General features: G+C 42.2%; 27 protein-coding genes. 13 read left to right on the plus strand and 14 right to left on the minus strand.

The annotated features are described in order from the left end of the window. Nucleotides 1-24 precede the first annotated feature (24 nt). The 9 genes from SY85_RS16870 (at nucleotide 25) to SY85_RS16910 (ending at nucleotide 8,684) form a co-directional block, all read left to right on the plus strand. Complete coding sequence (locus SY85_RS16870; RefSeq protein WP_066406051.1) at nucleotides 25-1,080, plus strand: cytochrome c oxidase subunit II; 1,056 nt, start codon at nucleotides 25-27, stop codon at nucleotides 1,078-1,080. A 31-nt stretch (nucleotides 1,081-1,111) separates the two neighbouring features. Then, a complete protein-coding gene (locus SY85_RS16875) occupies nucleotides 1,112-2,938 on the plus strand; it encodes a cytochrome c oxidase subunit I (RefSeq protein WP_066406052.1) in 1,827 nt (608 codons plus the stop codon). A 45-nt stretch (nucleotides 2,939-2,983) separates the two neighbouring features. Further along, nucleotides 2,984-3,889: a heme o synthase gene (cyoE, locus tag SY85_RS16880; RefSeq protein WP_066406053.1), complete on the plus strand. Its 906-nt coding sequence runs from the start codon at nucleotides 2,984-2,986 to the stop codon at nucleotides 3,887-3,889. A 75-nt stretch (nucleotides 3,890-3,964) separates the two neighbouring features. Beyond that, on the plus strand, nucleotides 3,965-4,531 hold the full coding sequence (locus SY85_RS16885) for a cytochrome c oxidase subunit 3 (RefSeq protein WP_066406054.1): 567 nt from the start codon (nucleotides 3,965-3,967) through the stop codon (nucleotides 4,529-4,531). A gap of 116 nt (nucleotides 4,532-4,647) precedes the next feature. Further along, on the plus strand, nucleotides 4,648-5,520 hold the full coding sequence (locus SY85_RS16890) for a cytochrome c oxidase subunit 3 (RefSeq protein ID WP_066406055.1): 873 nt from the start codon (nucleotides 4,648-4,650) through the stop codon (nucleotides 5,518-5,520). A 21-nt stretch (nucleotides 5,521-5,541) separates the two neighbouring features. Then, complete coding sequence (locus tag SY85_RS16895) at nucleotides 5,542-5,973, plus strand: cytochrome C oxidase subunit IV family protein (protein WP_066406056.1); 432 nt, start codon at nucleotides 5,542-5,544, stop codon at nucleotides 5,971-5,973. 74 nt (nucleotides 5,974-6,047) lie between these two features. Further along, on the plus strand, nucleotides 6,048-6,866 hold the full coding sequence (locus SY85_RS16900) for an SCO family protein (protein WP_066406057.1): 819 nt from the start codon (nucleotides 6,048-6,050) through the stop codon (nucleotides 6,864-6,866). Continuing rightward, complete coding sequence (locus SY85_RS16905; RefSeq protein ID WP_066406058.1) at nucleotides 6,850-7,428, plus strand: DUF420 domain-containing protein; 579 nt, start codon at nucleotides 6,850-6,852, stop codon at nucleotides 7,426-7,428. The genes SY85_RS16900 and SY85_RS16905 overlap by 17 nt, the downstream gene beginning before the upstream one ends. A 110-nt stretch (nucleotides 7,429-7,538) precedes the next feature. Next, nucleotides 7,539-8,684: a glycosyltransferase family 2 protein gene (locus tag SY85_RS16910; RefSeq protein ID WP_066406059.1), complete on the plus strand. Its 1,146-nt coding sequence runs from the start codon at nucleotides 7,539-7,541 to the stop codon at nucleotides 8,682-8,684. 164 nt (nucleotides 8,685-8,848) lie between these two features. On the opposite strand, the gene SY85_RS16915 is transcribed toward SY85_RS16910, so the two are convergent. The 7 genes from SY85_RS16915 to SY85_RS16935 all read right to left on the minus strand — a co-directional run bounded on the left by SY85_RS16915 (nucleotide 8,849) and on the right by SY85_RS16935 (nucleotide 14,085). Beyond that, nucleotides 8,849-9,235 (minus strand): MGMT family protein, encoded by a 387-nt coding sequence (locus SY85_RS16915; protein ID WP_066409904.1) that lies wholly within the window; start codon nucleotides 9,233-9,235, stop codon nucleotides 8,849-8,851. Beyond that, nucleotides 9,216-9,416: a DUF5522 domain-containing protein gene (locus SY85_RS25095; RefSeq protein ID WP_071891026.1), complete on the minus strand. Its 201-nt coding sequence runs from the start codon at nucleotides 9,414-9,416 to the stop codon at nucleotides 9,216-9,218. The genes SY85_RS16915 and SY85_RS25095 overlap by 20 nt, the downstream gene beginning before the upstream one ends. Next, nucleotides 9,391-10,107, minus strand: coding sequence for a tRNA (guanosine(46)-N7)-methyltransferase TrmB (gene trmB, locus SY85_RS16920; RefSeq protein WP_066406060.1), 717 nt, complete (start codon nucleotides 10,105-10,107; stop codon nucleotides 9,391-9,393). The genes SY85_RS25095 and trmB overlap by 26 nt, the downstream gene beginning before the upstream one ends. Nucleotides 10,108-10,126: 19 nt before the next feature. Then, on the minus strand, nucleotides 10,127-10,789 hold the full coding sequence (locus tag SY85_RS16925) for a sterol desaturase family protein (RefSeq protein ID WP_066409906.1): 663 nt from the start codon (nucleotides 10,787-10,789) through the stop codon (nucleotides 10,127-10,129). Between the two features lie 73 nt (nucleotides 10,790-10,862). Beyond that, nucleotides 10,863-11,645, minus strand: coding sequence for a polysaccharide deacetylase family protein (locus tag SY85_RS25985; protein ID WP_335583205.1), 783 nt, complete (start codon nucleotides 11,643-11,645; stop codon nucleotides 10,863-10,865). After that, nucleotides 11,579-13,351 (minus strand): glycoside hydrolase family 9 protein, encoded by a 1,773-nt coding sequence (locus SY85_RS16930; protein ID WP_071891032.1) that lies wholly within the window; start codon nucleotides 13,349-13,351, stop codon nucleotides 11,579-11,581. Before SY85_RS16930 ends, SY85_RS25985 begins: the two co-directional genes overlap by 67 nt. 32 nt (nucleotides 13,352-13,383) lie before the next feature. Then, nucleotides 13,384-14,085: a hypothetical protein gene (locus tag SY85_RS16935; protein WP_082886538.1), complete on the minus strand. Its 702-nt coding sequence runs from the start codon at nucleotides 14,083-14,085 to the stop codon at nucleotides 13,384-13,386. Between the two features lie 106 nt (nucleotides 14,086-14,191). On the opposite strand from SY85_RS16935, the gene SY85_RS16940 reads away from it, so the two are divergent. Continuing rightward, the gene (locus tag SY85_RS16940; protein WP_066406061.1) at nucleotides 14,192-15,199 is read left to right on the plus strand and encodes a fumarylacetoacetate hydrolase family protein; all 1,008 of its coding nucleotides are present in this window, start codon (nucleotides 14,192-14,194) and stop codon (nucleotides 15,197-15,199) included. A 263-nt stretch (nucleotides 15,200-15,462) separates the two neighbouring features. Here the strand turns inward: SY85_RS16940 and SY85_RS16945 are convergent, their stop codons facing one another. Next, on the minus strand, nucleotides 15,463-16,176 hold the full coding sequence (locus SY85_RS16945) for a head GIN domain-containing protein (RefSeq protein ID WP_066406062.1): 714 nt from the start codon (nucleotides 16,174-16,176) through the stop codon (nucleotides 15,463-15,465). 160 nt (nucleotides 16,177-16,336) lie between these two features. On the opposite strand from SY85_RS16945, the gene SY85_RS16950 reads away from it, so the two are divergent. Further along, entirely contained in the window at nucleotides 16,337-17,275 is a 939-nt protein-coding gene (locus SY85_RS16950) for a flavin reductase family protein (protein ID WP_066406063.1), read from the plus strand. A 273-nt stretch (nucleotides 17,276-17,548) separates the two neighbouring features. Here SY85_RS16950 and SY85_RS16955 read toward each other — a convergent pair whose 3' ends face one another. The 4 genes from SY85_RS16955 to SY85_RS16970 form a co-directional block, all read right to left on the minus strand. Beyond that, a complete protein-coding gene (locus SY85_RS16955; RefSeq protein WP_066406064.1) occupies nucleotides 17,549-18,448 on the minus strand; it encodes a caspase family protein in 900 nt (299 codons plus the stop codon). Further along, nucleotides 18,445-20,097, minus strand: a complete 1,653-nt coding sequence (locus SY85_RS16960) for a WD40 repeat domain-containing protein (RefSeq protein WP_158512993.1) — start codon at nucleotides 20,095-20,097, stop codon at nucleotides 18,445-18,447. The genes SY85_RS16955 and SY85_RS16960 overlap by 4 nt, the downstream gene beginning before the upstream one ends. Further along, on the minus strand, nucleotides 20,037-20,867 hold the full coding sequence (locus tag SY85_RS16965; RefSeq protein ID WP_158512994.1) for a WD40 repeat domain-containing protein: 831 nt from the start codon (nucleotides 20,865-20,867) through the stop codon (nucleotides 20,037-20,039). Before SY85_RS16965 ends, SY85_RS16960 begins: the two co-directional genes overlap by 61 nt. Nucleotides 20,868-21,306: 439 nt before the next feature. Next, nucleotides 21,307-22,026: a DUF4197 domain-containing protein gene (locus tag SY85_RS16970; RefSeq protein WP_066406067.1), complete on the minus strand. Its 720-nt coding sequence runs from the start codon at nucleotides 22,024-22,026 to the stop codon at nucleotides 21,307-21,309. Nucleotides 22,027-22,329: 303 nt separating this feature from the next. On the opposite strand from SY85_RS16970, the gene lysS reads away from it, so the two are divergent. Both lysS and SY85_RS16980 read left to right on the plus strand, forming a co-directional pair. Then, nucleotides 22,330-23,871: a lysine--tRNA ligase gene (gene lysS / locus SY85_RS16975; protein WP_066406068.1), complete on the plus strand. Its 1,542-nt coding sequence runs from the start codon at nucleotides 22,330-22,332 to the stop codon at nucleotides 23,869-23,871. A gap of 235 nt (nucleotides 23,872-24,106) precedes the next feature. Continuing rightward, nucleotides 24,107-24,487: a hypothetical protein gene (locus SY85_RS16980; RefSeq protein ID WP_066406069.1), complete on the plus strand. Its 381-nt coding sequence runs from the start codon at nucleotides 24,107-24,109 to the stop codon at nucleotides 24,485-24,487. Nucleotides 24,488-24,588: 101 nt separating this feature from the next. Here the strand turns inward: SY85_RS16980 and SY85_RS16985 are convergent, their stop codons facing one another. Together SY85_RS16985 and SY85_RS16990 are read right to left on the minus strand one after the other, a co-directional pair. Further along, the gene (locus SY85_RS16985) at nucleotides 24,589-25,047 is read right to left on the minus strand and encodes an ankyrin repeat domain-containing protein (protein WP_066406070.1); all 459 of its coding nucleotides are present in this window, start codon (nucleotides 25,045-25,047) and stop codon (nucleotides 24,589-24,591) included. A gap of 27 nt (nucleotides 25,048-25,074) precedes the next feature. Then, nucleotides 25,075-25,896: an SDR family oxidoreductase gene (locus SY85_RS16990; protein WP_066406071.1), complete on the minus strand. Its 822-nt coding sequence runs from the start codon at nucleotides 25,894-25,896 to the stop codon at nucleotides 25,075-25,077. Nucleotides 25,897-25,931: the final 35 nt, after the last annotated feature.

Raw genomic sequence — 25,931 nt, forward strand, 5'->3', positions numbered from 1 at the left:
GAAAAACTGTATAACTGATTAGATATGTCAACTACTTGGATCATTATAGCGCTGATACTTGGCTTTGTGGTTATTTTTCAAATAGCTAAGGCTAGTGAGTATGTAGCGATTATGCGTGGAGAGAAGCGAACACGCCAAGAAAGCAATCGCATCAATGCCTTTTTAATGCTGGTTTTTCTGGTTGGTGGGTTGATTGGTGTATGGTATTGCAATGAGCGTTTGAAAGATAAGATACTACCTGAAGCAGCATCTAATCATGGTGAGAATATTGACCGCATGATTTGGATTACACTCGCTATTACAGGAGTTGTATTCGTAATTACACAAGCCTTACTATTCTGGTTTTCTTATAAATACCAGGAGCGTGAAAACAGACAGGCATTTTACTTTCCTCATAACAACCGCTTGGAAGTTATCTGGACAGTAATTCCTGCTATCACTTTGACAATCTTAGTTGGTTTTGGTCTTTACTATTGGTTCCAGATTACTGGTGAAGCACCAAAAGATGCTATTCAGATTGAAGTAACCGGAAAGCAATTCAACTGGGAATTCCGTTATCCAGGAAAGGATGGAATTTTTGGTAAGAAATATTTCAAAGAGGTAAGCGAAGAAAAAAGCAACCCTCTTGGTCAGATCTGGAGCGACCCTGCTAACCATGATGATATCTATACAACCGGTGAAATGCATTTGGTTGTAGGTAAGCCAGTAAAGTTGATCATCAATTCAAAAGATGTGATCCATGACGTTGGTTTAGGTCATTTCCGTATGAAGCAGGATGCTGTACCGGGTATTCCAACTACTATGTGGTTTACGCCAAAGTACACTACCAGACAAATGCGTGAAAAATATGGTCCGGATTTCAACTACGAGATCTCTTGCCAGGAAATGTGCGGAAAGGGTCACTATAGTATGAGAGGTACTGTCATTGTAGAATCACAAGCAGAGTATAATGCATGGTTGGCTAGTAAGCAACCTCAGTATGTAGCTGCTATGGCTGCAAATGCTCCAGCTGCCCCTGCAAAAGATTCAGCTGCTGCTCCTACAGCTGCTGTTGGTTCAACACAATCAATGAATAACTAAAAGAAGCCACGGTTTCAAAAGATAGTAGATTATGAGTCAGAGTTTAAATCCGAATGTTCATGCTGATGTTCATGTAGCGCATGATGCATACCATGTGGAACATAATGGTGATGGTCACGGCCATCATAAAGAAACTTTTATTACCAAGTACATCTTTAGTCAGGATCACAAAATGATTTCCAAGCAATTCCTGATTACAGGTATGCTGTGGGCAATCATTGGAGCGTTGATGTCGGTTTTATTCCGTTTACAATTGGCGTATCCTGATGAATCCTTTCCAATTTTAGAAACATTATTTGGTCGTTGGGCAAAAGGTGGACAGATTCAGCCAGAGTTCTATTATGGCTTGATCACTATGCACGGAACCATCCTGGTATTCTTTGTATTGACAGGTGGATTGAGCGGTACGTTTGCCAACTTCTTAATTCCTCTTCAAATAGGAGCGCGTGATATGGCATCGCCATTCATGAACATGTTGTCATACTGGTTTTTCTTCTTAGCTAGTGTGATCCTGGCTTCTTCATTATTTGTTAGCACGGGTCCTGCATCAGGTGGTTGGACATCTTATCCACCATTAAGTGCTTTGGGACAAGCTAACGATGGTTCCAAAATAGGTCAGGATTTGTGGATCGTGGCCATGGCAATGTTCGTAGTATCTTCTTTATTAGGTGGTTTGAACTATGTGTCTACCATTTTGAATATGAGAACAAAGGGTATGAGCATGACTCGTATGCCTTTGACTATCTGGGCGTTGTTCTTTACAGCTATCTTAGGTATACTTTCTTTCCCAGTATTATTATCTGGTTTTATCTTATTGTTATTTGACCGTAACCTGGGTACCAGCTTCTACCTGAGTGATATCGTAGTAGCCGGTCAGGTATTACCTAACGAAGGTGGTAGCCCAATCCTTTATCAGCACTTGTTCTGGTTCTTGGGTCACCCTGAGGTATATATCATCATCTTACCAGCGATGGGTCTTGTATCTGAGGTAATGAGTGTGAATGCTCGTAAACCGATCTTTGGTTACATGGCGATGGTGGGATCATTGTTTGCAATCACTATTTTGGCCTTCTTGGTTTGGGCACACCACATGTTCGTGTCTGGTATGAACCCATTCTTAGGTGCCTTCTTCGTATTGTTAACCTTATTGATTGCCATTCCTTCTGCGATCAAGGTATTTAACTGGTTAACGACACTTTGGAGAGGTAATATCCGCTTTACACCGGCCATGCTATTCGCTATTGGTTTTGTAAGCTTGTTTATCTCTGGTGGTTTAACCGGTATCTGGTTAGGTAACTCTACAATTGATATTCACGTAACAGATACATACTTTGTAATTGCGCACTTCCATATTGTAATGGGGGTATCTGCCTTCTTTGGTATGTTCTGTGGTATTTACCATTGGTTCCCTAAAATGTATGGACGCTTTATGAACAATACGTTGGGCTACATCCACTTTTGGGGTACATTGGCTGGTGCTTACCTGATTTTCTGGCCTATGCACTACCAGGGTCTGGCTAACGTACCGCGTCGTTATTATGACTTCAAAATATGGAGTTCATTCAATCAATTCAATGACCTGAATAAGTTTATCACTATCGTAACGATAATCGTATTCTTATTGCAATTGATGTTCGTTTTCAACTTCTTCTATTCCATTTTCAAAGGAAGAAAAGTTAGAACACAAAATCCATGGGATTCAACAACGTTAGAATGGACTACGCCAATCAATCCTGGACATGGTAACTGGCCTGGTGAGATTCCTGAAGTTCATCGCTGGTCTTATGATTACAGCAAGGATGGAAGAGAATTCATTCCTCAGACGGAGCCTGTGAATCCGAACGAATCGAGACATTAATTAGTTTTTTGAAATAAATGTTTGCAACCTGGCAAAATCAAATACATGAAAGATGGAGCACAGATGGCAAACAATGGCAAACAGAGCAATAAGCTAAAAGACTATTTGCAGCTGATAAAACCATCATTAAGTATGATGGTGGTTTTTTCCAGTGTGATCTGTTTCTTGCTGGTTCCGGGAATTGAAAAACATTATTCAAACCCGTGGCTACAAGCTATTTGGTTATTTATTGGTGGTATGCTGGTAACAGGCAGTGCCAATGCCATTAATCAGGTAGTGGAGCATAAAACAGACGCAATGATGCGACGTACAGCCAGCCGGCCGGTAGCTTCTGGAAGAATGTCTGTTACGGAAGGTTGGGCTTTTGCAATAATTACTGGAGCAGTAGGTGTTTTTATACTAGCCTATTTCTTCAATATGTTAAGTGCAGGTCTCGCAGCTTTTAGTTTATTCTTGTACGCTTTTGTTTATACGCCTTTAAAGCAGGTAAATGCTATTGCAGTGTTAGTGGGAGCTTTTCCAGGTGCATTGCCTTGTTTAATAGGCTGGGCTGCTGGTGCAAATGCTTTAACTGAAGGTGGTTGGATACTGTTTGGAATACAATTTCTGTGGCAGTTCCCGCATTTTTGGGCCATTGCCTGGGTAGCACATAATGATTATAGTAATGCTGGTTTCAAATTGTTGCCAAGCGATAAAGGACCAACAAAATGGACCGCATTACAAACGATTATTTATTCTTTATTGCTCATTCCTGTTTGCGTATTGCCTTATCTAATAGGTCTTACAGGGTTAACGAGTTTAGTGATTGTTACATTGACCAATTTATTTCTGTTGATTCAATGTATCAGGCTGTATAAAGAAAGTAATCCAAAAGCCGCACGTAGGGTAATGTTTAGTAGTTATTTGCATTTACCCGTTGTTTTGCTGGCTTTCTTGAGTGATAAAATGTAAAGTTGATTGAGGTGTAAAACGATTACACGGAACTTCAATCGACCATTGAAATAAAATCTGTGTAATCGGTGAACTATGGAGATGGTGAGAACACAACAAAGACAACGGATACACCCTCATAAGTTTAGCTTATGGGTGGCTATGGCAAGTATCATTATGATGTTTGCCGGCTTAACCAGTGCTTACATTGTTAAGAGTGGTCAGGCAGGTTGGGAAGAGGTAGTTACACCCAATTACTTTTGGTATTCAACTGCTGCTATTGTTGCAAGCAGTATTACCATGCAGCTGGCATTGCGTTCTTTTAAACAACGGGAAATGCAGCAATACCGATTATTCTTAGGAATAACCTTTGTTTTAGGTATTGTGTTTATTGCATTTCAATGGGCAGGCTTCAGCTGGATGTGGGCCCATGGAGTTAGCTTTAGAGGCGCAGGTGCTGGACAGTTCTTATACATTATTGCAGGTTTACACGCTTTGCACGTTATTGGTGGCGTTGTGGCTTTATTCTTTCAATTTGTTAAGTCATTTTTTGGAAGAACAAAGAATTATAATTCCGTTCCAGTAGAGGTAGTAAGCACGTATTGGCATTTTGTAGATGTTCTTTGGATTTATTTGTTAGTGTTTTTTATCATTATTGGATAAATCTGTTGTAAGGTTGATGTATATCAGCTTACCTAAATGAATTGCTAAATAATAAATGAGATAAGGGGTTGTAAAGAATAACACAACTCAGAAATTAAAATCGAGAAACTTAAATTATGGCACAAACCGCTGTAGCACAAGGGACCAAATGGTGGGCAGGAGGAAGAAGTCCTTTTAATGTGGAGTATGGAAAGTTGATGATGTGGTACTTCTTATTGAGTGATGCATTTACTTTTGGTGCATTCCTGATCTCTTACGGAACTATTCGCTTTTCACAAAACTTCTGGCCTGATCCAAACAAGGTATTTAATGCATTTCCAGGTGCTGGGCATATGAATTTGCCTTTGGCGTTTGTGAGCTTGATGACATTTATTTTGATCATGAGCTCTGTTACCATGGTATTAGCTGTTCATGCTGGTCATCATAATAACAAAAAAGGCGTAGTTAAGTGGTTAACTTGGACTGTGATTGGTGGTTTTGCGTTCTTGGCTTGTCAGGCTTGGGAATGGCATCACTTAATTACCGGCGAGCATGCGGTACTGGTTAATGGACAACTGGATGTTATTGGTCAAACAATGCGTGTAAATCCTTGGGGTAGAGAAGTACACGGTGCAGAAATAGCTCATGCACTTCAAAATACACCTCATGACGCACTGGTTAAATTAGTGCACATGGAAAATCACCAGCATACCTTAGAACATTTGGGTGGTATGTCTGATGAGCAATTACGCGGAATGATCAATACAGCTGAAATGCACATCAGTGAAGCTGGTCCAGTTGCGTTTGGTGGTTTCTTCTATGGTATCACTGGTTTCCACGGTTTCCACGTATTTTCTGGTGTAATTATCAATGTCATTATGTTGATCATGGCGCAGAATGATGTGTTTGCCAAGCGTGGTCACTACCTGATGGTTGAGAAAGCTGGTTTATATTGGCACTTTGTAGACTTGGTTTGGGTATTTGTATTCTTGTGTTTTTATCTTATCTAATCGTAAAAAGAAATTAATAAAATGGATCAGCATTCGCATCATACAGCAGCAGAGATTACGTTTCATCACGAACCTGCTGCCGATACAAGACGCATCTGGAGAACATTCTGGTTATTATTAGGTATCACTGTCATCGAATTGGCAATGGGCTTGTCAATGTACTTGTTCACAATGCCAAGCTGGATGCACCTGTTTTTAAAGGGTGTAATTGTAATCTTGTCTTTAGCAAAAGCATTTTACATTGTTGGAATTTTCATGCACTTGGGTGATGAGATTCGCAATATGATCATGACCATTGTAGTGCCGCTTTTACTTTTTGTATGGTTTATCGGTGCCTTCCTTTGGGATGGTAATGCCTTCCGTTCTCGCCGTAATACCTACGATCAGTATTACAAAGAAAGAACAATGGAAAAACCAGCCCCGGGTGAAAAGCAACATCATCCCCTGGATTAATAATTACTTAAAATGAATAATAGAAACCATCGCCTGCTTAATTTTGCGGGCGATGGTTTTTTTAATTTTTAGATGTGAATAAAACTGCGTTTTCTGCTTTATTACTGGCCCTTTTCGTTCCCTTACTTTCCTACTTTGTGATGAAGGGGTTTACCACGAAGGCCGTGTCTATGCCTCGACATTATATCTACGATTCTATTATTACAAGAACGGATAATGGTAAGCTGGTAGAAGATACCGTTTGGCATAAAGTACCCGATTTTAACCTGACAAACCAGCTTGGTCAACAAGTAAGCTGGAAGGACATGGAAGGAAAGGTTATTGTAGCTTCTTTCTTTTTTACACATTGTCCTACCATCTGCCCAGGTATGACGGTGAACATGAAGAAACTGCAGGATGGCGTTTCTAATGGTGAGCGTGTGGGCACAAAAGATGCAAAGTTTATACAGTTCCTCTCTTTTAGTGTAGACCCGGAAAGAGACAGTGTACAAAACCTAAAGAATTGGGCGGATCGTTTTCAGATAAATCCTTCTAATTGGTGGTTACTTACGGGTAGCAAAAAAGAGATCTATAATTTGGCTAATGAAGAAATGAAAGTATTAGCTGTTGATGGAAAAGGTATTGATACCAGCTTCATTCACACAGATCGCTTTGTTCTTCTTGATAAATACCACAATATAAGAGGCTATTATCATGGGTTGGACTCCAACTCTATGGCACAGCTTTCAAGAGATATGGTGTTACTTTCTTTAGAGAAAGATCCCAATCGAAAGAAGTTTTATGAAGGCAAGTTGGAACTGCTGGCCGTCGTATTTCTTGTAACTATACTAGGTATAGGTGTATTAGTATTTGTATTGAAAAGAGAAAAAAGAGAGCATGCAACTAGCGCTTAGTAAAAATGATAAGAAGGCGCGTATTCTTATCCTGGCTTTTTCTGTAATTGTATTTATAGCCGTAACAGCTTTAGAGCGTATTACACTTGACGTAGATCTGGGCTTTGACCCGCATGTACTTTCGGCTATAAACGCAGCTATTAATTCTATTGTTGCTGTTTTATTGATAGCAGGTATTATAACGGCCAAGCAAAAAAATATCAACGTACACCGCAAGATAATGCTGACAGCAATGGCGCTTTCCGTCATATTCCTGGTAAGCTATATTCTGCATCATTTGTTTGCAGGCTCTACACTATATGGCGATCTGGATCGAAACGGTGTGGTAAGTGCCGCTGAAAAAGCACAAGCCGGAACCATGCGTTATGTATATATGTTTCTACTAGGCACGCATATTTTATTAGCGGGTGTATCATTGCCTTATATTCTATTTACAGCTTACAGGGCATTGATCTCTGAATATCCTCAACACCGCAAACTTGCCAAGATCACTTGGCCAATGTGGTTTTATGTAGCGCTTACAGGTCCCATCGTTTATTGGATGATCAGCGCTTATTATTAAAGCGCAGTACTGATAGTTATTTCTTTAGTTGAAAGTATTAGCTACCTATAAAATGTATCTCTTAATGATGGAATAGCTAAAGAAGTAACAGAATGATCAAAACATAGCCTATGCTATACATTGCCATCTTTTTGACCGGCTTCTGGGTACTGGTAACGGTATACTTACTAATTAACACCCGCAGAATAAAGTACTTGAAATCGATACAGGTTTCAGTTCCTGCACCACAACCTTCTTTAGCAATTATTATAGCTGTTCGTAATGAAGAGAATGACTTGCCAGAAGCCCTGGAGAGTATGTGTCATTTGAATTACAGCAACTATCGCCTGGTTGTTATAAACGACCGGTCAACAGATAGCACTCCTGAGATACTCGCTCAATTTGAAAAGAAATATTCTCATTTAACGGTCATTCACATCAAGGAATTACCTGAAGGATGGTTGGGTAAAAATCATGCTTTATATAGTGGATACAAGGCCACAACGGAAGAATGGATGTTGTTTACAGATGCCGACATTCGGTATGCTCCCGATACATTGAACAAGGCCATTCAATATTGTATAGATCAACAAGTAGATCATTTAACAGTAATGCCAGATGTAAAGTCGCGCTCCGCTTTCTTCAATAGCATCATGGATACGTTTAAGATCATGTTGGTGGTAAAGCTTAAACCATGGGAAGCTTCTAATCCAAAGACTAAATCTTATATAGGAATCGGAGCTTTTAACTTAGTAAAGCGCAGTGCATATGAAGTGGCGGGTACGCATAAACGCATTGCCTTGCGGCCCGATGATGATTTAAAGTTGGGTGAATGCATTAAATCCAGCGGCTTAAAGCAAGATGTAACTTTTGGTGATAACCAATTATCGCTGGAATGGTATACGAGTGTAAAAGAGTTCATCAATGGCCTAATGAAGAATACCTTCTCTTCGGTCGATTACAACTTCGCCAAAGTAATTGTTCTTTGTTTGCTTACGCTATTCGTTTTTGTGGCGCCAATTCCCTTGTTGTTAATAGGAGGGGGACCAACCGAGCGTTATTTAGCTATAATACTGGTGCTATTTCAAATCATCTTATTTACGTTCACGCGCGGTCTGCGTGGAATCTGGTGGTATGCTTTGATGATGCCGGTGGCAGGTAGTATTATGGTTTATATCATGTGGGTATCAGCTGTACGTACGCTGCGTCAGGGGGGAATATATTGGCGGGATAGCTTCTATTCGCTAGCAGAATTAAAGAAGCATAAACGCTATTAAGCACCTCAAATAAAGGCAACCAATTAAAACAGGATAAAATAACAATTTAAAATATCTAGTACTCTTTTGTTGACAGAGGACAGTTACTGGATGATTGGCGGGATACTGTAATCTGTCAACTATCCACCTAATTCGCCCTACTTTATTAAAAAGACTAAATGAACTCACAGCCCTAACTCTTGCAGAGGATCCCAAAAGCGTTTACTAAAGTCTTGCACTTGATCTTCTTTAATAGTAATACCTTCTTTTTCTAGTAACTCTTGCATTTGTTCCGGATAGGCAAAATGCATTTTACCGGTCAATAATCCATTTCGGTTAACAACCCGGTGTGCCGGTACATTTTTTAAAACGTGAGCATTGTTCATGGCCCAACCCACCATGCGAGAAGAGGATTTTGCACCAAGAGCAGCGGCTATCGCTCCGTAAGAAGTAACACGGCCTTTGGGTATCTGTCGCACGATATCATAAACAGCCTCAAAGAACGATTCATCTCTTTTACCGGAAGGGGTAACACTTTTAAGCGGAGTGGTTTTATGGGTTGTCTTTTTCATGATGACGTTTGGCCAATAGTTCTGAACGCCTGGGTTCTGGTACAGCTTCATAGTTGTACGGGCAATGCTTACAACCCATGCCACAACAGTACCCTCTGTTCAAGTGATGTTTTTCAGTCAGCACTACAAACCCGTCTTCATTACGGTAGTAATCTTCACCTTCTATCAGGAGCGGACTCATTTTTTACTTCTTCTTGTAATTCAGCATCTAATTCTTTGCCAGGCAGTTGCTCTGGTAAAGAAAAACGTAGATAATGTACCCGGCTACTGCCCGCTATATCCAACGATTCGTAATGGGTTTTGATCTTTAAGTCTTCCTTTACTTCTGCCTGTAGATAAATGTTGTCAGAATCTTCAAGCAGGATACAGCCATATTTGCTAATAACCTTTTTAGTGAAGGCATACAGGTCTGGACTATCTGTTTTTAAATTGATCTTCCCACCTTGTTTCAAAAACTGCTGATACATCCGCAGGAACTTAGGATGTGTCAATCGCTTTTTGGTCTTAGATAGGCGCAGTTGCGGATCTGGAAAGGTGATCCAGATCTCTTCCACTTCACCTTTAGAAAAGTATTCAGCAATACGATCAATTTGTGTGCGTAGAAAAGAAACGTTGGTAAGATTTTGCAGGCGTGCCTTCTTAGCACCAACCCATATGCGATTGCCTTTTAGATCAACACCGATGAAATTCCTTTCTGGATAAAGCTGACCAAGACCAACAGCATATTCTCCTTTACCACAAGCCAGTTCTAGCGTAATAGGATTGGAGTTATTAAAATGTGCATGCCAGTTGCCAGCCATATTTTCTGGATACTGCAGCACGTTGGAAAATGTCTCTAACTCGGCAAAGCGAACTAATTTTTTTTGTCCCATGATACACTAGCGGTTACACCTACTTTTTAAACATTAGTTCTTCAACCTTCTTTTTGTCTTCTTTTTCTTTTTTCAGATCGAACATGGTACCAAATACACGGTCCCAAATAGTAGTACTTACACCAAAACCTTTGGCCTCATCTTTATAATGATGCAAATGGTGGTTTCTCCACAAGGGCTTCATCCATTTAAAGGGTGGGTTCCAGGCATGAATAGCATAGTGCATAGAGCCATACATCAGGTAGCCCAACATAAAGCCAGGAAAGAAAACAAATACATTGTTGCCCATGATCAGAAACATCAATCCAAAAATGGCTGAAGCAAGGATCAGGCTGGGCACAGGAGGCATAAACAAACGCTCTCTATCGCGTGGGAAGTGGTGGTGATTGCCATGCATCACATACACGATCCGGGTAGCTCGCTCACTTTCCGCTACCATATGAAATACCCAGCGGTGCATGATGTATTCAAACAGCGTCCAGAACAAACCTCCGGAAATAAATAATAAGGCAATTGTAGAAGCAGTAAAGCCAAAATGGTTAGCAGCGTATATTGGAAAACCAATAATTACAGGCATGTACATGCCCCAAATAACCAACGGGTGGGTTTTGGTTAGCATTTCTAAAACAGGGCTCTGGAATAATTGCGCTTGTCCTTTATTATGAATTTTCTCGAACTTCATTTGAGCAGGTGTTTGCTCCGCAAAAATACACAGGCCTCCTGTATTTGCCACATTTTCCGTGAAGTTTGCAGCGTTAATTTACTGACATATTTAACAGCTCATCAACCCGCACCATTTTATAACCCTTGGTTTTTAGCAACTGTAATAGTGCAGGCAGTTGATGATAAAATTTATCAGTTCGTTTAGGGTCGGTTCCAATGTGTACTAAAAGAATAAACCCATTAAGACCACTGGCACGTTTTGTTTCAAAGCTTTCAATTGAATTCCAGATGGTGGCGCTGCTTCTGTAATTGGATGCCTCCGGTGTAGTGTAGTCGGCATTACTAAGTGTACCCGGCGTAAAATTGATCAACTGAAGGCCCGCCTGTTTGGTCCAGGAAGCAATGGTATCATTATACCATTCATAGGGTGGCAGAAAATAATGCGCGTCTTTCTTAGCAATTCCAAATGATTGCATGGCTGCATAGTTGTTGAAGAGGTCTGCGCGAAATTGACCTTGGGTAACCAGCAAACTGTCGCGTTTACTCCAGTCGCAATAAAGCAAGTGGGCATCTGAGTGGGCACCCAGGTAATGGCCATTTTTCTTTAACTGCTGTATGATAGGTTTAAAGGCTGGGTTACGGTAAAAGTGGCCCGTAAAAAAGAACGATGCTTTTGCGTTATGCTCTTTTAACGTCTGCGCAATAAAAGAGCCGCCATCAGCAAATTCATCGCCGGTAAAAACAATAGCTAAACGTTTAAGGGTACTATCACCACGGATAATGGCACCCTTAAACTCAGTTATCGGCTTTACTTTTTTTTTACCGGTTTTGCAGCAGCATCTGCTTCTTTTGCTGCCAGCAAATAGATAAGCGATGCCGTACCATCCATGGTGGGCTCATTGGTACTGTAGTCACCATAATCATCGTGATACACTACCAGGTCGCTCTGAAACGGCGCATATTCATCGGGCTGGTACAAAGTGATACCGATCAGGCCTTTGTAAATATTGCCATAGACTGGGCCGTCAACGAGGCCGCCATCAATTGGATAGTTCTTGATATGAGTAAATGCTGAATGAGGATCTACGGGTGTGTCGCCCCAACTGGGTAACCCATAAACCATGGAGGTGCCCCAGGGGTTGCAACCAAAGAGCCAGTCAAAATTGGCTTGCTCTAAAGCTTCAAATCGGGTGTCGCCAGTCAGTTGTTTGTACCAGTAACATTGAATAGCAAAGGAGGTGGTCAGATTATTACTGCACCAAATGAACGGTACACCACGATAAAATGCATTCGAGCGCGCTTTATTCCATACGGCTTCGATGCCCTGACGGTAATAACCAATTAATGAATCTTTTCTCTTGTCTTTCAGTTGCTTGGCCAATTCATAATGACCTAAGTTGATAAAGGGATACCACTGGTAATGTTTAGCGGTATCGGTACCTAACCAAGGTGTTACGCGTTCTTGCTGCGCATATTTGAAAGCGTCGTCAAATTGTTGCAATGTAGTAGCTGCCAATTCCATGTCATCTAACCAATTGTCTTCAGCATAGATGTAAGGCGATCTTACAGACGCCGTTTGTGTTACGCCTGGCTTTAGCTGCGCAAAAGCAAAGGCTGTTGCTGCTTTTTGGGTAAGAAGCTGACTGTAGGTAGTGTTGCTGTTTTTAAAGAGCTGTGCGCCTAATGAAAAAGCACTGGCAAATTTTCCTGCTGTGGAAGATGTACCAGTAGTATTGTTCATAAACTTGCCACGCTGCTGCGGTTCGCCACTTACAAAATAAACCGGACGCTCATACCCGCGGCCATAGAACGTATCCTGAGCTGGCATGCGCATACCCATATGATCGCGGTCATCAGCTATCTGGTTAAACATCCAGTCTTTGCGGGGGTGCATTTTTAATAACCAATCCAATCCCCACTTGGCTTCATCAAGTACATCGGCTACACCGTTTTTCCCTTCTAACCCATTAGCGGCATGATTATCTGTAAATACGGATTTGAAGTCGCGATACGCCATCAGTAAATGATAAGTCGCGTTGGCAGAAGTGGTAGAATACTGCAGGTAATCACTGGCATCGTGCCAGCCACCTACTACATCAATGCGGGCGCTGTCGGCAATACCAGCCTTTGTGCCATATAATACATAGCCATCGTGTGTGTGGCAGCTGTCTTTTAAATAAGGATTAAAACCGGTACGCTGTTGGCGCATATACCGAAGGCAAAAATCTGCAGCTCCTTTATACACATCCTTCGCAATTTTAAATGCAGGGGATGTAGCAGTACCTGCTTTTAAATAATAGATGCCCGGTGTTTTATATGCCGAAAAGTCTAAGCGGTAGGTTTGTGTAAACGGACCATAGGCCCCAAACGGCTGCCCGGCATTGACGGTTAATACTACTTTCCGGCTTGCAGAATCAATCAACTGGAAAGAGGAAATAGTTTCCGTTCCTTTACTACCCCACACGGCTACTTTGGTAGATTGGGGCTGATACCCTAATTGATTAATACGTATCCAGCTGTTGGATTGTGCAAAAAGGGCAAGTTGGATGCAAAAGCAGCAAAGGGTAAACAAGGATTTCATATATCAGTCAGGTTACAGTAAATACCAAGGTCTTACAAAGGCTCGTGGCTAAACGTATGCGGATTAGCCGGAAACCGGATAATTAAAAACAGCATAAAAGCAGTACCACCTTCCAGCAACTCCGCTCTTTTTTCATGCGGGATCAACGTTGTCAAAACAAACAACACCACAAACGCTATTACCTGGTAGATCTTAGGTAAGGGAATACCGAAATAGGTGACAAAGCGTTGCATCCACTTTTTGCTGCGATATAACAAGGGCATGATAATCACATAAAAAGCTAATAAGGCTGTCAGCAAAAAGGAGAACACCCATCGGTTTACCCGTACACCATCCACAATCAGGTTATGCAGGTTTGTTTCGCCTTGCGTGTTGTGCTCTTTAAAGTACTCAGACGATTCAATACCGAAAATGCGCTGCCCCCAGGAGATTTCTTCACCGGCACCGAAAAACAGCACCAGGCCTAGCAATACACAGCCTAGTATAAATAAGCCGCTTCTATATTTACGTAAATGAATAGCTCTTATAAAACAAGTTCCTGCTGCCAGTAGTAAACCAATAACGGTTAGCCATTCTACCACACCATCTTCTACTGTATAGCGTTCAAATAAGGGAACATTTGTAAATACCAATACATATCCAACCAGCATCATTAATGCGATGACTGCCAACACGATATACTCTTTCCCAGAGATTTTATTTTCTATACCCATATTGTCTTTCAAAAGGTTCATTCTAATGGGCAAACTTGACACTTTTTTTGAAAAGAATTTGAAAAAAACGAATTGGCCTAACTTCGCCTCCTTCACACAGCTTTTTCAATAAGGAAAATATATAGCAATGAAACTGGTTTCTTACTTGCAAGATGGTAGCGATCATTTAGGTGTATTGGTAGATGGGTTGGTGTATGACATGGAAATGTTGCATCCCGACTTACCGAATACCATGGGAATGTTTTTGAATTATTGGGAAGAAGTGTTCCCGGCGGCACTGGTAGGTGTAGAAATGATCAAAGAAGGTCGCATTTCTCAGAGTAAGGGCAAGGCCGTTGAAAGCCTGCAACTGATTGCACCAGTACCATATCCAACTTCTTGCAGGGATGGATATGCCTTTCGCCAGCACGTAGCAGCAGCGCGTCGCAACCGTAAGGTAGATATGATCGCCGAGTTTGACCAGTATCCTATCTTTTACATGACCAATCATTTAAGCATTACAGGTCCTGGCCCACTGTCATTAATGCCAGATCATTTTGAAAAGCTGGACTTTGAACTGGAGGCCGCTATTGTGATCTGTAAGCGTGGACGTAATATCAAAGCAGAAGAGGCCGATGAATATATTGGTGGTTTGATGATCATGAACGATTGGAGCGCACGCCGCCTGCAAATGGAAGAAATGCTGTTGAACCTGGGACCTGCAAAGGGTAAGGACTTTGCTACCTCTATTGGGCCTTGGCTGGTAACACTGGATGAATTGAAGGAATTTGAAGTAGCTGCAAAAGAAGGACATGAAGGTAAAAGCTGGAACCTTAAAATGACCTGCACCATTAATGGCGTGCAGGTAAGTGAAGGCAATGTAAGTGATATGGACTGGACCTTTGCCGAGATTATTGAGCGTGCTTCCTACGGCGTAGAACTGCACCCTGGCGATGTGATTGGTAGCGGCACCGTAGGTACGGGTTGCTTCTTAGAGTTAAATGGAACTGGCAAATTGAACGATCCTAATTATCAGGAGCAGTGGTTAAAGGCAGGTGACGAAGTGGTGTTGAATATCGATGGCTTGGGCTCACTGGTGAATACCATTGAAGCAGAGGAAACGGATTGGAGTATATTAAGCAAAAAGAAGGTCTGAACCGGGATTTGGGGAGATTAGGGGATTAGGGAGAAATGGCTGATGTGAGGATAGCTGATGGCTGATTTCAGTTGACAGGTTAACGAGTTAAGATTAGTAAACTTAGTTTCTCAGAATAAAAAAGCTGGCACTAACTGCCAGCTTTTTTGTTTTGGTCTATGTTATCAAAAAACAATGAACACCCTATGTCTCTACCTTGTTAACCTATCAACTTGTTAACTTGTCAACCCTTCCTCACAGCTCGCAGCTCATAGCTTCCCTCCTCAGATCACCTCCTTATTCATTCGCCTTACTGTAGCAGCGCCTTTGTTCTTCACCTTACCCATCATATTGTCTTTTACTTTCAGTTCTTTGGTTGCATTTACCTGGGCGGAACCAATGCCGCTGTTATCAATATTCATCGTTTGTACTACAAAGTCACTGGCTTGCAGGTTGCCTACACTTTTGTGAACCAATACCGCATTTTGTGCTTCCCCACTTAAGGTAAGATTGCCTACGCTATGGTTATCAAGGTCCAGCTTGTTGGCTTTCAGGTTAAGTGCTACGTTTCCTACGCTTTGGTTGTTTAACGCCAGGTTGTCAAAGGTCAAGCGCTCATCATTGGCAACATTTCCTACCATCTGTAAATCCATCTTCCTTAGGTTTTTAAAGGTGACATATACCCGCATTTTGTTTTTGGACTTCAGGTTTTTGTTCTCCATCTTTTTCATGTCAATCACTAAGCGGTTGCCTTCGTTCTTTACCTGGAAAAGATCCTGTAAGTTTTCATCGGCTTCAATCTTTACGCTTTCTTTATTGCCTTGTGACAGTTTCAGTTCATAAACACCGTTGGCTTTTAATTCACTAAAAGAAGTAACAGGTACTTCTCTTGTTACTAGCTTGCCATTGCCTTCCAGCGTTTCCTGGTTGTTTTTTTGTGCCCAGCCGGTGGTGCTTACTACTGCTGCTACTGCTACTGCCCATACATTTTTTCTCATTTCAAATGGTTTATTCGGTTTATAATAAGTTTGACGAATGCTTTCGTATAACGAAAGTAGACTTCAGAATGTTACAGTTGACGATAGGTTTCGTATTAGCGGTTTTACTACAGTTTAAATGGTTTAAATCCGGTATTGATAGATTCCTGACATTTGCGACATGATTCTGCACCTGAGTGAGCTGAAGCCAGCCGAGAAACAGTATTATTTGCAGCACGTGATTGCGCCGCGACCCATTTGCTTTGCTTCTACCATTGATAAAGAAGGAAACGTAAACCTGAGTCCATTTAGCTTTTTCAATTTGTTCTCTTCCAATCCGCCCATAGTGATTTTTTCTCCTTCACGCCGTGTGCGGGACAATACCACCAAGCACAGCCTGGAGAATGTACTGCAGGTGCCTGAAGTGGTGATCAATATTGTAACCTACGACATGGTGCAGCAAACTTCACTGGCCAGCTGTGAATATGCTAAAGGGGTAGATGAGTTTGTAAAAGCTGGTTTTACGAAAGAGGCAGCTACTGTGGTTAAGCCACCAATGATAAAGGAAGCCAAGGTGAAGCTGGAGTGTAAAGTGTTGGAAGTAAAATCCTTAGGCACAGAAGGCGGGGCTGGTCAATTGGTGATCAGTGAAGTGATCCGCATGCACATCAACGACGAGCTATTAGATGAGAATAGAAAAATGGATCAGCGTAAGCTGGAGCTGGTGGCCCGCCTGGGTGGCGACTGGTACTGCCGGGTAACGCCCGAAAACCTGTTCCAGGTAGCCAAGCCCAATACACAACTGGGTATTGGATTGGATGCCTTACCTGAAAGCGTTCGCAACAGTAAAATATTAACGGGTAATCATTTGGGCCAGTTGGCTAATGTGCACGAGATGCCCGTAGTGAATCCTTATTTTGATGACGAGCACCTCAGAAACATTGTACAATACTTTTCACTCAATCCGGCCGACATGGAAAAGGAAGTACATAGCTATGCGGCAAAGTTGCTGGATCATGGAAAGGTGGAAGAGGCCTGGCAGGTATTGCTGTATATGTCTGAACCAAGATTTGGGGAGATGAAAGGATTAGAAGGAGATGAAGAAGGGTTGACAAGTTAACAAGTTGAAAAGTTAACAAGGGGAAGGAATATTGAACAAGGAACAAGGAAGGAAGAAGGAATTGAGGAAAGGGATAAAGAGTTTAATAAAACAGGCGAGTGAATTTCACTCGCCTGTTTTATTGAAACTGTAACAACTTATTGGATTTACTGATCACACACTATTCAGGATTTAGGAATATAAACTGATTCGACTTGTGTTTTGTCGCGGGTAATGTTCACCGTTTACAGATGCTTGTAGCTTGACGCTTGCAGCTTCTATAACGTCCTTCTTCTACCACACCCTCCATTCCACCTGCCGGGTTTCAGTGCGGGTAGTAGGTACCTGGGCGCCTTTAGTAAGCTCGGGCACACGTTGGTTGACATACTGTTTAAGCTCGCTGACGGTGGCAGATGTGTGAGTGTTGAGATACTCCAGAATAGAATAGGTAAATACGCCGTTTTTCAGATCGCCACGCTCAAGAGCAAACTGGGTACCACCCGCCGCTGAAATAATGGTAGTACCGGTGGAACGACCTACATTGACAAAGAGTTGCTGCATCAGTTCAAAAGAACTCTTCATGCCTACTTTCTTTTTATTGAGCAGGAGTGGCGTACCACCGCGGGCACCGGTTGTGGTGGTAGCGGTACTGCTGGCATTGACCTGGGCGATTTTTTGCAGTTCTTCCTTATCCAACTCGCCACTGTGACAGGCATCTATAAGCATCAGTTTTTTTCGGGCAGGGATGCTATCCATTAGGGCTTCTAAGGCATCATAAGGCAAACCACCTTTCTCCGGATTATTGAAATCTACCTTGTAGGTAGAAAGGTAGTAGTCGTATTGCTTGCTTAATAGGCCATGGCCGGAATAAGAGACCATTACTTTATCATCTACAGCCGTTTGCAATAGCTTTTGTTTCAGCTGTGTGATGTTAGTAGTAGTCACGTTTTCATTAAACAAGGTATCAATAGTAATGGCCGTGCCATATTTTTCTTTCAGCTTCAGGGCCAGGTCGCGTACGTCTTTAACGCTATAGTTAAGGTTGTGACGACTGTCGCGGAAGCGGTCGATACCAATACCAATAAAGTGCAGGCGTTCGGGTTTTGTGATCGTAGGCTTGCAGGAAATGGTTAACGGCATGTGATAGCTTTCTATACCGTTGCTGTTGGTAACAGAAGCTTCTATAATATTCACGCCTTGGGAAAGTGTAACCGTAAGGGTGGTATCAAACGTATTCCGTTTTTATGTTTTAAAGAAAGGCCGTTGCTGCCAAACAGCGGCACTTCATTGATCCAGATACTAAAGCGGTCCAATGGATAGGCTACATCATTGCCTTTAATACGTAAGGTAAGTTTTGGTGTTGTGTTTTCGTATGGAATAGCATCGCGGTTGGCAAAGTCCGCATCGGGCACTTCTATATTATTGGTAAAAGCTGTTGTATCAATACCCAATTTACGAATGCGTTTTTCATATGCTTTGCGGTAGGCGTTGATCAGTGTGGTATCGCCAGAGCCCATAGCCTGCAGCACCTTGTCGGGCCGATTGTATTTCACATCCAGCTGGTCAAAGGTGATGGTTTTCATATCGGGCGTGGCATAGTGCAGCAGCTTGACAGCACCGGGTGTGCTTTGGTAATATTTATCAGGTGTGATGGTGATAAAATCGGTGGTGTCGATAAAAATGACCTTGTATTTTTCCTTGCCGGTGGCTATGTCCCAGTAGCGAATGGCATTGTCGGCGCTGGCAGTAACAATGGATTTCCCGTCGTCTGTAAAGGTAGCAGGCGTTGCCCATCCCATAGGGGCTGTAAATGTTTGTAACAGTTCAAGAGTAGCAAGGTTATAGAGCTTCATGGTGTCTCCTGAAGTAAGCAGCAGCTTTTCTTTATTAGGTGTAAGAGCCATTCTTACAACACCTGAATTCGAAAAAGCCTTTATCTTTTTCTCTAGCTTACCTAATTCCAGGTTCCAGATACTGGCACCATATTGGCCACCACAAATAACGCGCTTACTGTCTAGCACTTCAAGATTAAAATACATGTCATTTTTATCGGTAACAGTATCTGCAAATGCATGTATGGTACTGTCTTTATATAAAAACAATGTGTTCGTATTTCCTAAAAGCACATAGCTTTTAGCATCAGGGAGAAATTTTAGATCACCAATATAAAAAGCCGAATCCTGGTGTCGTAATGTTAAGGAGGGGAGGTCAACAACCTTGAACAATGCCTCGTCATTTTTTTGACTGCTGTTTTTTATAGGTATCACTTTATAGCCTAAGGCAGATCTATCTGTGGAAATTGTAACACCGGGCGCGTTGTCAATTAAAGCATCAGGTTCCTTCGCCAGGGTATCGGTTTGCCCGGTTTCCAGTAGATGCGATACTATATAGGAATTAAAGCTTTGCCCTTTTAGCAAAATTCTTTGATTCAGGGTAATTGTTTTCTTATCGGCAGAAAACACGGCCTCGCCCAGTGTACGTGCATGGGTATTTTTAGTAGAGAACTGATTATTCTGGGTATTCAAAAAACGGATAATACCATCTTCTGCAGAAAAGATCAATGAGTCTTTTTTCTGAAGAATACCTGTAGTTAATATGGACTGGCTTTTAATTTTATCCTCAATACGCCAGGGATTGCTTTTAATAAAATAAAGTTGGGCAAGATCACTCACCAGAAGCTCTTTACTAGGGCTAAGACTTAGCAGGTTATTGACACTGGAAGGATAGCCCAGGTCATAGACGAAAGAGTCAATACATTTTTGAAGCGGAATACTCCATTTCTTTATTTCAATACTGGCGCCCGCCTTGTTGGGGTCTTTAAGATCGGCCATGGAATAAAACACATCGGCTGTTTCTCCGGGGTATACAGCTTTAGCAGGTGTAGCATGACCATTAAAACGAATGCTGTCCTTTCCCCCATTATGTGCATTCGTATGTTGTTAATAGTCGTATTGGCAGCTATAAAGCTGTAGCGGCCATCTTTAGAGAGAAAGAAGTCATTGACATCACCATGGATATAATTAAAGCTTAGTTGTTCTATAAAGGCAGTAGAATCTTTCACGCTCCAAACAGAAAAGCTACTGTCCGATTCTGCGCAGGCCAGCTTTGAGCCATCAGGAAAGAAGGCAATTTTCTGTCCTCTACCACTGAGTTCAAAACGAGCGATCTCCGTTTTTTTATAAAGATCAAAAACATTAATAACCCAATTGTTGCATCCCGCCAGCAAACGACCATCATTTGAAAAGTTTAAGTCGTTTACAGAATTGCTAAACAAGGTGTCAGTACTATATACACACTCGCCAGTGCTAACCCTCCATATTTTTACTATGCCGCTGCCGTCGCCAGAGGCCAGTAGACTGTCGTTAGGAGAAAAGCGAACCGTATTGACGATATCCTCATGACCATTTAATAGACGAAGTTCTTTTTTGGTGTGATAATCCCAGATCTTAATACTATTGTCATAGGCGCAGGTGGCTACATATTTTCCATTGTGAGATATATCAAAGCCGGTGATCCAGGCCGTGTGGGCTGTTGGTATCTTGAGGGTTAGGTCCTGGGCATTTATAGATTGAAAGAAAAGCAGTAAGACTACAGCAAGAACGTTCGTCTTCATAAAAGCAGCAAGGTATTGTGCATAGCGGCACGCTTTGAGCATCAGCAAGAATGTGTTGGAAAAATAAAGATAAAGGCTAATAACCAATGTAGGGAAGAGAATTAGCTGATGGAAAGGAAAGCTGCAAGCTACACGCTGCATGCTGCAAGCCAAACAGCCAGTTCGAATATTGAACAAGAAACAAGGAATGAAGAAGGAAAGTTTCAAGGAACAAGAGTCAAGGGTTTCACGCAAAGGCGCCAAGAGATAAAGTCGCAAAGGAAGCTAAGAGAAGAAAAGAGGTGAAGAAGAAAAAGAGAATGGCTATAAATGACAAAAGCACTCCAGTTAAGAAGTGCTTTTGTCATTTATAAGAAGGTTTGTTCTTCAGGTTTTGTGCGTTGGCCCCTTTCACGTTTGACGTTTCACGATGAGGGCTGGCTTCTGCCGCGCTGTTTGCTTAGCCCTTGCTCGCCCAGCCAAATACTTTCTTTAAAATATCGGTTGTTCTGGCTACTGGATTGGCCCGGATATTCGCTTCTTCCTGGGCTATCTGGTCAAATAGGGCGTCCACTGCTTTGCCCACTACATAAGATGGCAGGTCGGGATTCAGCTTATTCTTGGTAGTAGGGAAGTTGTTATAGGTAGAAACTACATCACCATAATACTTCGTAGCGCTAAACTTGTCCAGCGATCCCTTTATAACCGGTGTAAAGGCAGTAATCAGCTTCTGTGTGGTCTTTTGTTTGAAGTACAGGGTAGCAGCATTATTCGGGCCTTTAATGATATTTAAGGCGTCTGTGATGGTCATTTCCTTAATGGCATCTACAAAAATGGGGCGTGCAAAACCTACGGCATCTTCAGCCGCCCGGTTGATCTGTAGAATGGCGCGGTCTACCATGCCACCCATACCCAGCTGGCGCAAGGTATTCTCAATGCGCTGAGCCTCAGCGGGTAAGAATAATTTATAGGCTTGGTTGCCAAAAAAGCCGTCAGTTACATTTAACGTGTTGATACCCCGGCCAATACCCTGCTCTAAGGCCTGCCGCATGGCAGTAGATGCTTCACTTTCTGTAACGGTGGTAATGCCGCCAGGGTAGGAAGTAGGAAGATTAGTTAGTGTGTCACAGGATAGGAGCCCTAGGGTTAAGGAAAAAATCAAAAGGTACTTTTTTATCATTGCTGTTCTGTTTGTTCTCTGATTCCCAAATTGTGAGCCAGTTTAATGGCTGACCATTTATTTCAGCCGCCAAAGCTAGGAAAGTTCCCTTCATGATATTAAGATAAAAGGCCACAATGCCAGAACGCTCTTAGAAACTGTGTAGAGGTATGCCACGGTTAAAAAGAGTGTTAACATAGGCTAGAGCGGTCAAAAACCGTGGCATACCTTTCAAATGTTCTAACATTTTTAAACAGCTTCTTAGAACATCCTATAGAATAACGGTTATCCAGTACCTTTGCGGCTCTTAGAAAACGTGACGTAATGCAAACATCCCATTTATCAGAACAAGAAATCATCAGACGCGAAAAGCTGGCGGAGTTACAAAAATTAGGTATTGATCCGTATCCAGCGGCGTTGTATCCAGTAAGTAATTATTCAACTGAAATAAAAGGCACGTTTACCGACGAGAACAGCGGTGAGTTTGCCAATGTGTGCCTGGCTGGCCGTATTATGAGCGTGCGCGACATGGGCAAGGCTTCTTTTGCTGAATTGCAAGATTCGCAGGGCCGTATCCAGATCTATGTGCGCAAAGACGACCTGGCTAAAGATGGGGATACCACCATGTACGACCAGGTATGGAAGAAGTTGTTGGATATTGGTGATTTTGTTGGTGTAAAGGGATTTGTATTCCGCACTAAAATGGGAGAGATCTCTATCCATGTAAAAGAGCTGACCTTCCTTGCTAAGGCATTGCGCCCGTTACCTATTGTAAAAGAAGCAGAGGGTAAAGTATTTGACGCGGTGAGTGATCCGGAATTTAAGTACCGCCAGCGCTATGCTGATTTGGTGATTAACCCTAGTGTAAAGGACACCTTTGTAAAGCGCAGCAAATTGATCAACTCAGTGCGTGAGTTTTTGAACGAGCATGGTGCGTTGGAAGTAGATACCCCTGTGCTGCAAAGCATTCCGGGTGGTGCGGCTGCACGTCCGTTCATTACGCACCACAATGCACTGGACGTACCGTTCTACCTGCGTATTGCTAATGAACTGTACCTGAAGCGCCTGATTGTGGGTGGCTTTGATTGGGTATATGAGTTCAGCCGCAACTTCCGCAACGAGGGTATGGACCGTACACACAACCCCGAGTTTACCATCCTGGAGTTTTATACCGCGTATAAAGACTACATCTGGATGATGAATACCACGGAAAGGCTGTTAGAGAAAGCAGCTATTGATGTAACCGGTGGTACCGATGTACAAGTAGGTGATAACACAATCTCTTTTGAAGCGCCATTCAAACGCATTTCTATTTACGATGCTATTAAAGAACATACAGGTTTTGATGTAAGCGAAATGGATGAAGCTGGTCTGCGCGATGTATGTAAGCAATTGCAAATAGATGTAGATCCAAAGATTGGTAAGGGCAAGTTGATTGACGAGATATTTGGTGAGAAATGTGAAGACCATTACATACAGCCCACCTTTATCATTGACTACCCGGTAGAAATGAGCCCATTGACCAAAAAGCACCGTAGCAAACCAGGACTGGTAGAGCGTTTTGAACTGATCATCAATGGTAAGGAGATTGCCAATGCCTATAGTGAGTTGAACGACCCTATTGATCAACGCGAACGTTTTGAAGATCAGGTTAGCCTTATGGAGCGTGGTGATGATGAAGCCATGTTTATTGACTACGACTTCCTGCGTGCCTTGGAATACGGTATGCCACCAACATCGGGAATCGGCTTCGGTATTGATCGGTTGTGTATGCTGTTGACCAACCAGCCTTCTATCCAGGATGTATTACTGTTCCCTCAAATGCGTCCTGAGCGTTTTGAGAGTGAAGAGGAAGAGGCAAAATAAGAATCAAGGTACAAGAAACAAGGTTCAAGGATTAATCATCAAGGTCCTGGATTTTATTCTTTTAAGTACAAGACAACATAGATGCAGAAAAAGGAGCAAGGCATTGCTCCTTTTTCTTTTATTGCTTTGTGCCTTGACATCTTTGTGGCTAATCTGCTTGTACCTTGAATCTTGTGTATTGTACTTTGTACCTTGTTTCTTGTACCTTTAGTATTCTTCATTATAACCCTACGCTATGGAAATTGATAATGGTAAAGAAACGACCATTGAGCTCTTAGGTGTTGTGGGCTTTTTTGCTACAGCCGGTGGCATTATACAGTCCTTTATGTTTCTTAAATTCTCCTGGGTATTACTGGTAGCCTTGATTGTCTACACCGTTGTGTTTTGCAGCTTTGTATTGTTTTATAAAATGAACCCGCTTTCTGTAGCGGCACTTTTGGTCAGTGGCATACTGCTTTTTCTGTTGCAGGTGTTGTTTCTTCTAGGTGGTGGTATTCTATGGCTCTCTGTAGTGCTTTGTATATTCACGATAATAACCGTTGTGTTGATCTATATACAGGAATTGCACCATTACATGCGGACGGTTGAACAAGGCAGCCAGTTGCCTATTGGATAAATTACTGGCTGAAGCTTATATAACTCCAGTTTTACTACCGTGTTTTGGAAGGCGCACTTAAAACAGCACAAGTGAAGTAAAAAGACTAGAACAATACGGTCCTATGTGGCGTTTTTTATTAGACTTTTTAACTCACTTGTACCAAAGTCATCGATCAACTTCAGGGATTCTTTAGTTAGTAATCTCGGATTTGCTCCATTATCTAACAGCCATTTAACGAGCTCAACACTTTTAGTATTAGTTCCCGTTACTATACTAGTATTAAGCAGCATCCCATTATTCACATTAATATCTACTCCATTTGTAATGGCAAACTTGAGTCCTTCTAATCCTTCATTATGGTATACTGCATAATAGGCTCCCTGATAATTATGGTTTGCAATATTGGCGCCTAACGACAGCAAATATTCAGCTGTTTTGATTTGAGAATAAGCAATGGCATTTTCCAAAGCAACATCTAGTTCTAATTGAGAGTAACCAGATTCAAACAATTTCATTAACTCCTCAAGATGCCCATCACCTGCAAGAAGTTCTATTCTAGTAAGTCTGGATTCTTCCATAATTATAACACCACTTAACTATGTCTTTCAATCCACAAACAAATCTGGCTGTAGGGGCATAGCAGGATCAACTGCGTACACGGTAAAGTCGTTCACCCCTTCTTGTTGCAGCACTTCTTCATCAATAAAGAAATTGCCTGTGCATTCTTTGGAGGAACGCGTAACAATAGCGGCTGCCGCATCGGCTACAATCTCCGGTTTGCGGCTGCGCTGCATCAGGTAATCGCCACCCAATAAGTTTTGAACGGCAGCGGTGGCAATAGTGGTTTTAGGCCAAAGCGCATTGGCAGCAATACCAAGTGGTTTTAGTTCTTCTGCAAGACCCAACATCACCATGCTCATGCCATATTTACTCATAGTATATGCCAGGTGTGCACCAAACCATTTGGGCTGCATGTCAAGCGGTGGCGACAAGGTAAGAATGTGTGGGTTGCTGGCATTTTTTAAATGCGGTATGCAGGCCTTACTCATAAAGAAGGTACCACGCACATTGATACCGTGCATGAGATCAAAACGTTTGGACTCAGTAAGCCCCGTTGGCGTAAGACTGATGGCACTGGCATTATTTACCAGTATATCAATACCACCAAAGGTTTCTACTGTTTTGGCAATGGCCTTTTCTATCTGGTCTTCAAAACGAATATCTACTTGCAGGGGCAAGGCTTTCACTCCCAGTGCTTCTATTTCCGCTGCGGCCGTATAAATAGTGCCTTCCAGATTAGGGTGGGGATCAACCGTTTTTGCTGCAATCACAATATTAGCGCCCTCCTTAGCTAAGCGCAACGCAATAGCCTTACCAATACCGCGTGAGCCGCCCGTGATCAATACCGTTTTGTTTTGTAGTCGCATAGATGGGGAATGTGGTAGGAAGATAAGGCAAAGTC

The organism is Flavisolibacter tropicus (assembly GCF_001644645.1).
GTDB lineage: Bacteria > Bacteroidota > Bacteroidia > Chitinophagales > Chitinophagaceae > Flavisolibacter > Flavisolibacter tropicus.

What these genes read in the sequence shown, in the direction of transcription:
- SY85_RS16885 (WP_066406054.1), top strand. Translation starts at nt 3,965, where the DNA reads ATGGAGATGGTGAGAACACAACAAAGACAACGGATACACCCTCATAAG.
- SY85_RS16910 (WP_066406059.1), top strand. Translation starts at nt 7,539, where the DNA reads ATGCTATACATTGCCATCTTTTTGACCGGCTTCTGGGTACTGGTAACG.
- SY85_RS16925 (WP_066409906.1), bottom strand. Translation starts at nt 10,789, where the DNA reads ATGAAGTTCGAGAAAATTCATAATAAAGGACAAGCGCAATTATTCCAG.
- lysS (WP_066406068.1), top strand. Translation starts at nt 22,330, where the DNA reads ATGCAAACATCCCATTTATCAGAACAAGAAATCATCAGACGCGAAAAG.
- SY85_RS16945 (WP_066406062.1), bottom strand. Translation starts at nt 16,176, where the DNA reads ATGAGAAAAAATGTATGGGCAGTAGCAGTAGCAGCAGTAGTAAGCACC.
- SY85_RS16905 (WP_066406058.1), top strand. Translation starts at nt 6,850, where the DNA reads ATGCAACTAGCGCTTAGTAAAAATGATAAGAAGGCGCGTATTCTTATC.
- SY85_RS16890 (WP_066406055.1), top strand. Translation starts at nt 4,648, where the DNA reads ATGGCACAAACCGCTGTAGCACAAGGGACCAAATGGTGGGCAGGAGGA.
- SY85_RS16930 (WP_071891032.1), bottom strand. Translation starts at nt 13,351, where the DNA reads ATGAAATCCTTGTTTACCCTTTGCTGCTTTTGCATCCAACTTGCCCTT.
- SY85_RS16950 (WP_066406063.1), top strand. Translation starts at nt 16,337, where the DNA reads ATGATTCTGCACCTGAGTGAGCTGAAGCCAGCCGAGAAACAGTATTAT.
- cyoE (WP_066406053.1), top strand. Translation starts at nt 2,984, where the DNA reads ATGAAAGATGGAGCACAGATGGCAAACAATGGCAAACAGAGCAATAAG.
- SY85_RS16935 (WP_082886538.1), bottom strand. Translation starts at nt 14,085, where the DNA reads ATGAACCTTTTGAAAGACAATATGGGTATAGAAAATAAAATCTCTGGG.
- SY85_RS16870 (WP_066406051.1), top strand. Translation starts at nt 25, where the DNA reads ATGTCAACTACTTGGATCATTATAGCGCTGATACTTGGCTTTGTGGTT.
- SY85_RS16895 (WP_066406056.1), top strand. Translation starts at nt 5,542, where the DNA reads ATGGATCAGCATTCGCATCATACAGCAGCAGAGATTACGTTTCATCAC.
- SY85_RS16875 (WP_066406052.1), top strand. Translation starts at nt 1,112, where the DNA reads ATGAGTCAGAGTTTAAATCCGAATGTTCATGCTGATGTTCATGTAGCG.
- SY85_RS16970 (WP_066406067.1), bottom strand. Translation starts at nt 22,026, where the DNA reads ATGATAAAAAAGTACCTTTTGATTTTTTCCTTAACCCTAGGGCTCCTA.
- SY85_RS25095 (WP_071891026.1), bottom strand. Translation starts at nt 9,416, where the DNA reads ATGAGTCCGCTCCTGATAGAAGGTGAAGATTACTACCGTAATGAAGAC.
- SY85_RS16985 (WP_066406070.1), bottom strand. Translation starts at nt 25,047, where the DNA reads ATGGAAGAATCCAGACTTACTAGAATAGAACTTCTTGCAGGTGATGGG.
- SY85_RS16940 (WP_066406061.1), top strand. Translation starts at nt 14,192, where the DNA reads ATGAAACTGGTTTCTTACTTGCAAGATGGTAGCGATCATTTAGGTGTA.
- SY85_RS16990 (WP_066406071.1), bottom strand. Translation starts at nt 25,896, where the DNA reads ATGCGACTACAAAACAAAACGGTATTGATCACGGGCGGCTCACGCGGT.
- trmB (WP_066406060.1), bottom strand. Translation starts at nt 10,107, where the DNA reads ATGGGACAAAAAAAATTAGTTCGCTTTGCCGAGTTAGAGACATTTTCC.
- SY85_RS16915 (WP_066409904.1), bottom strand. Translation starts at nt 9,235, where the DNA reads ATGAAAAAGACAACCCATAAAACCACTCCGCTTAAAAGTGTTACCCCT.
- SY85_RS16965 (WP_158512994.1), bottom strand. Translation starts at nt 20,867, where the DNA reads ATGAAGACGAACGTTCTTGCTGTAGTCTTACTGCTTTTCTTTCAATCT.
- SY85_RS16980 (WP_066406069.1), top strand. Translation starts at nt 24,107, where the DNA reads ATGGAAATTGATAATGGTAAAGAAACGACCATTGAGCTCTTAGGTGTT.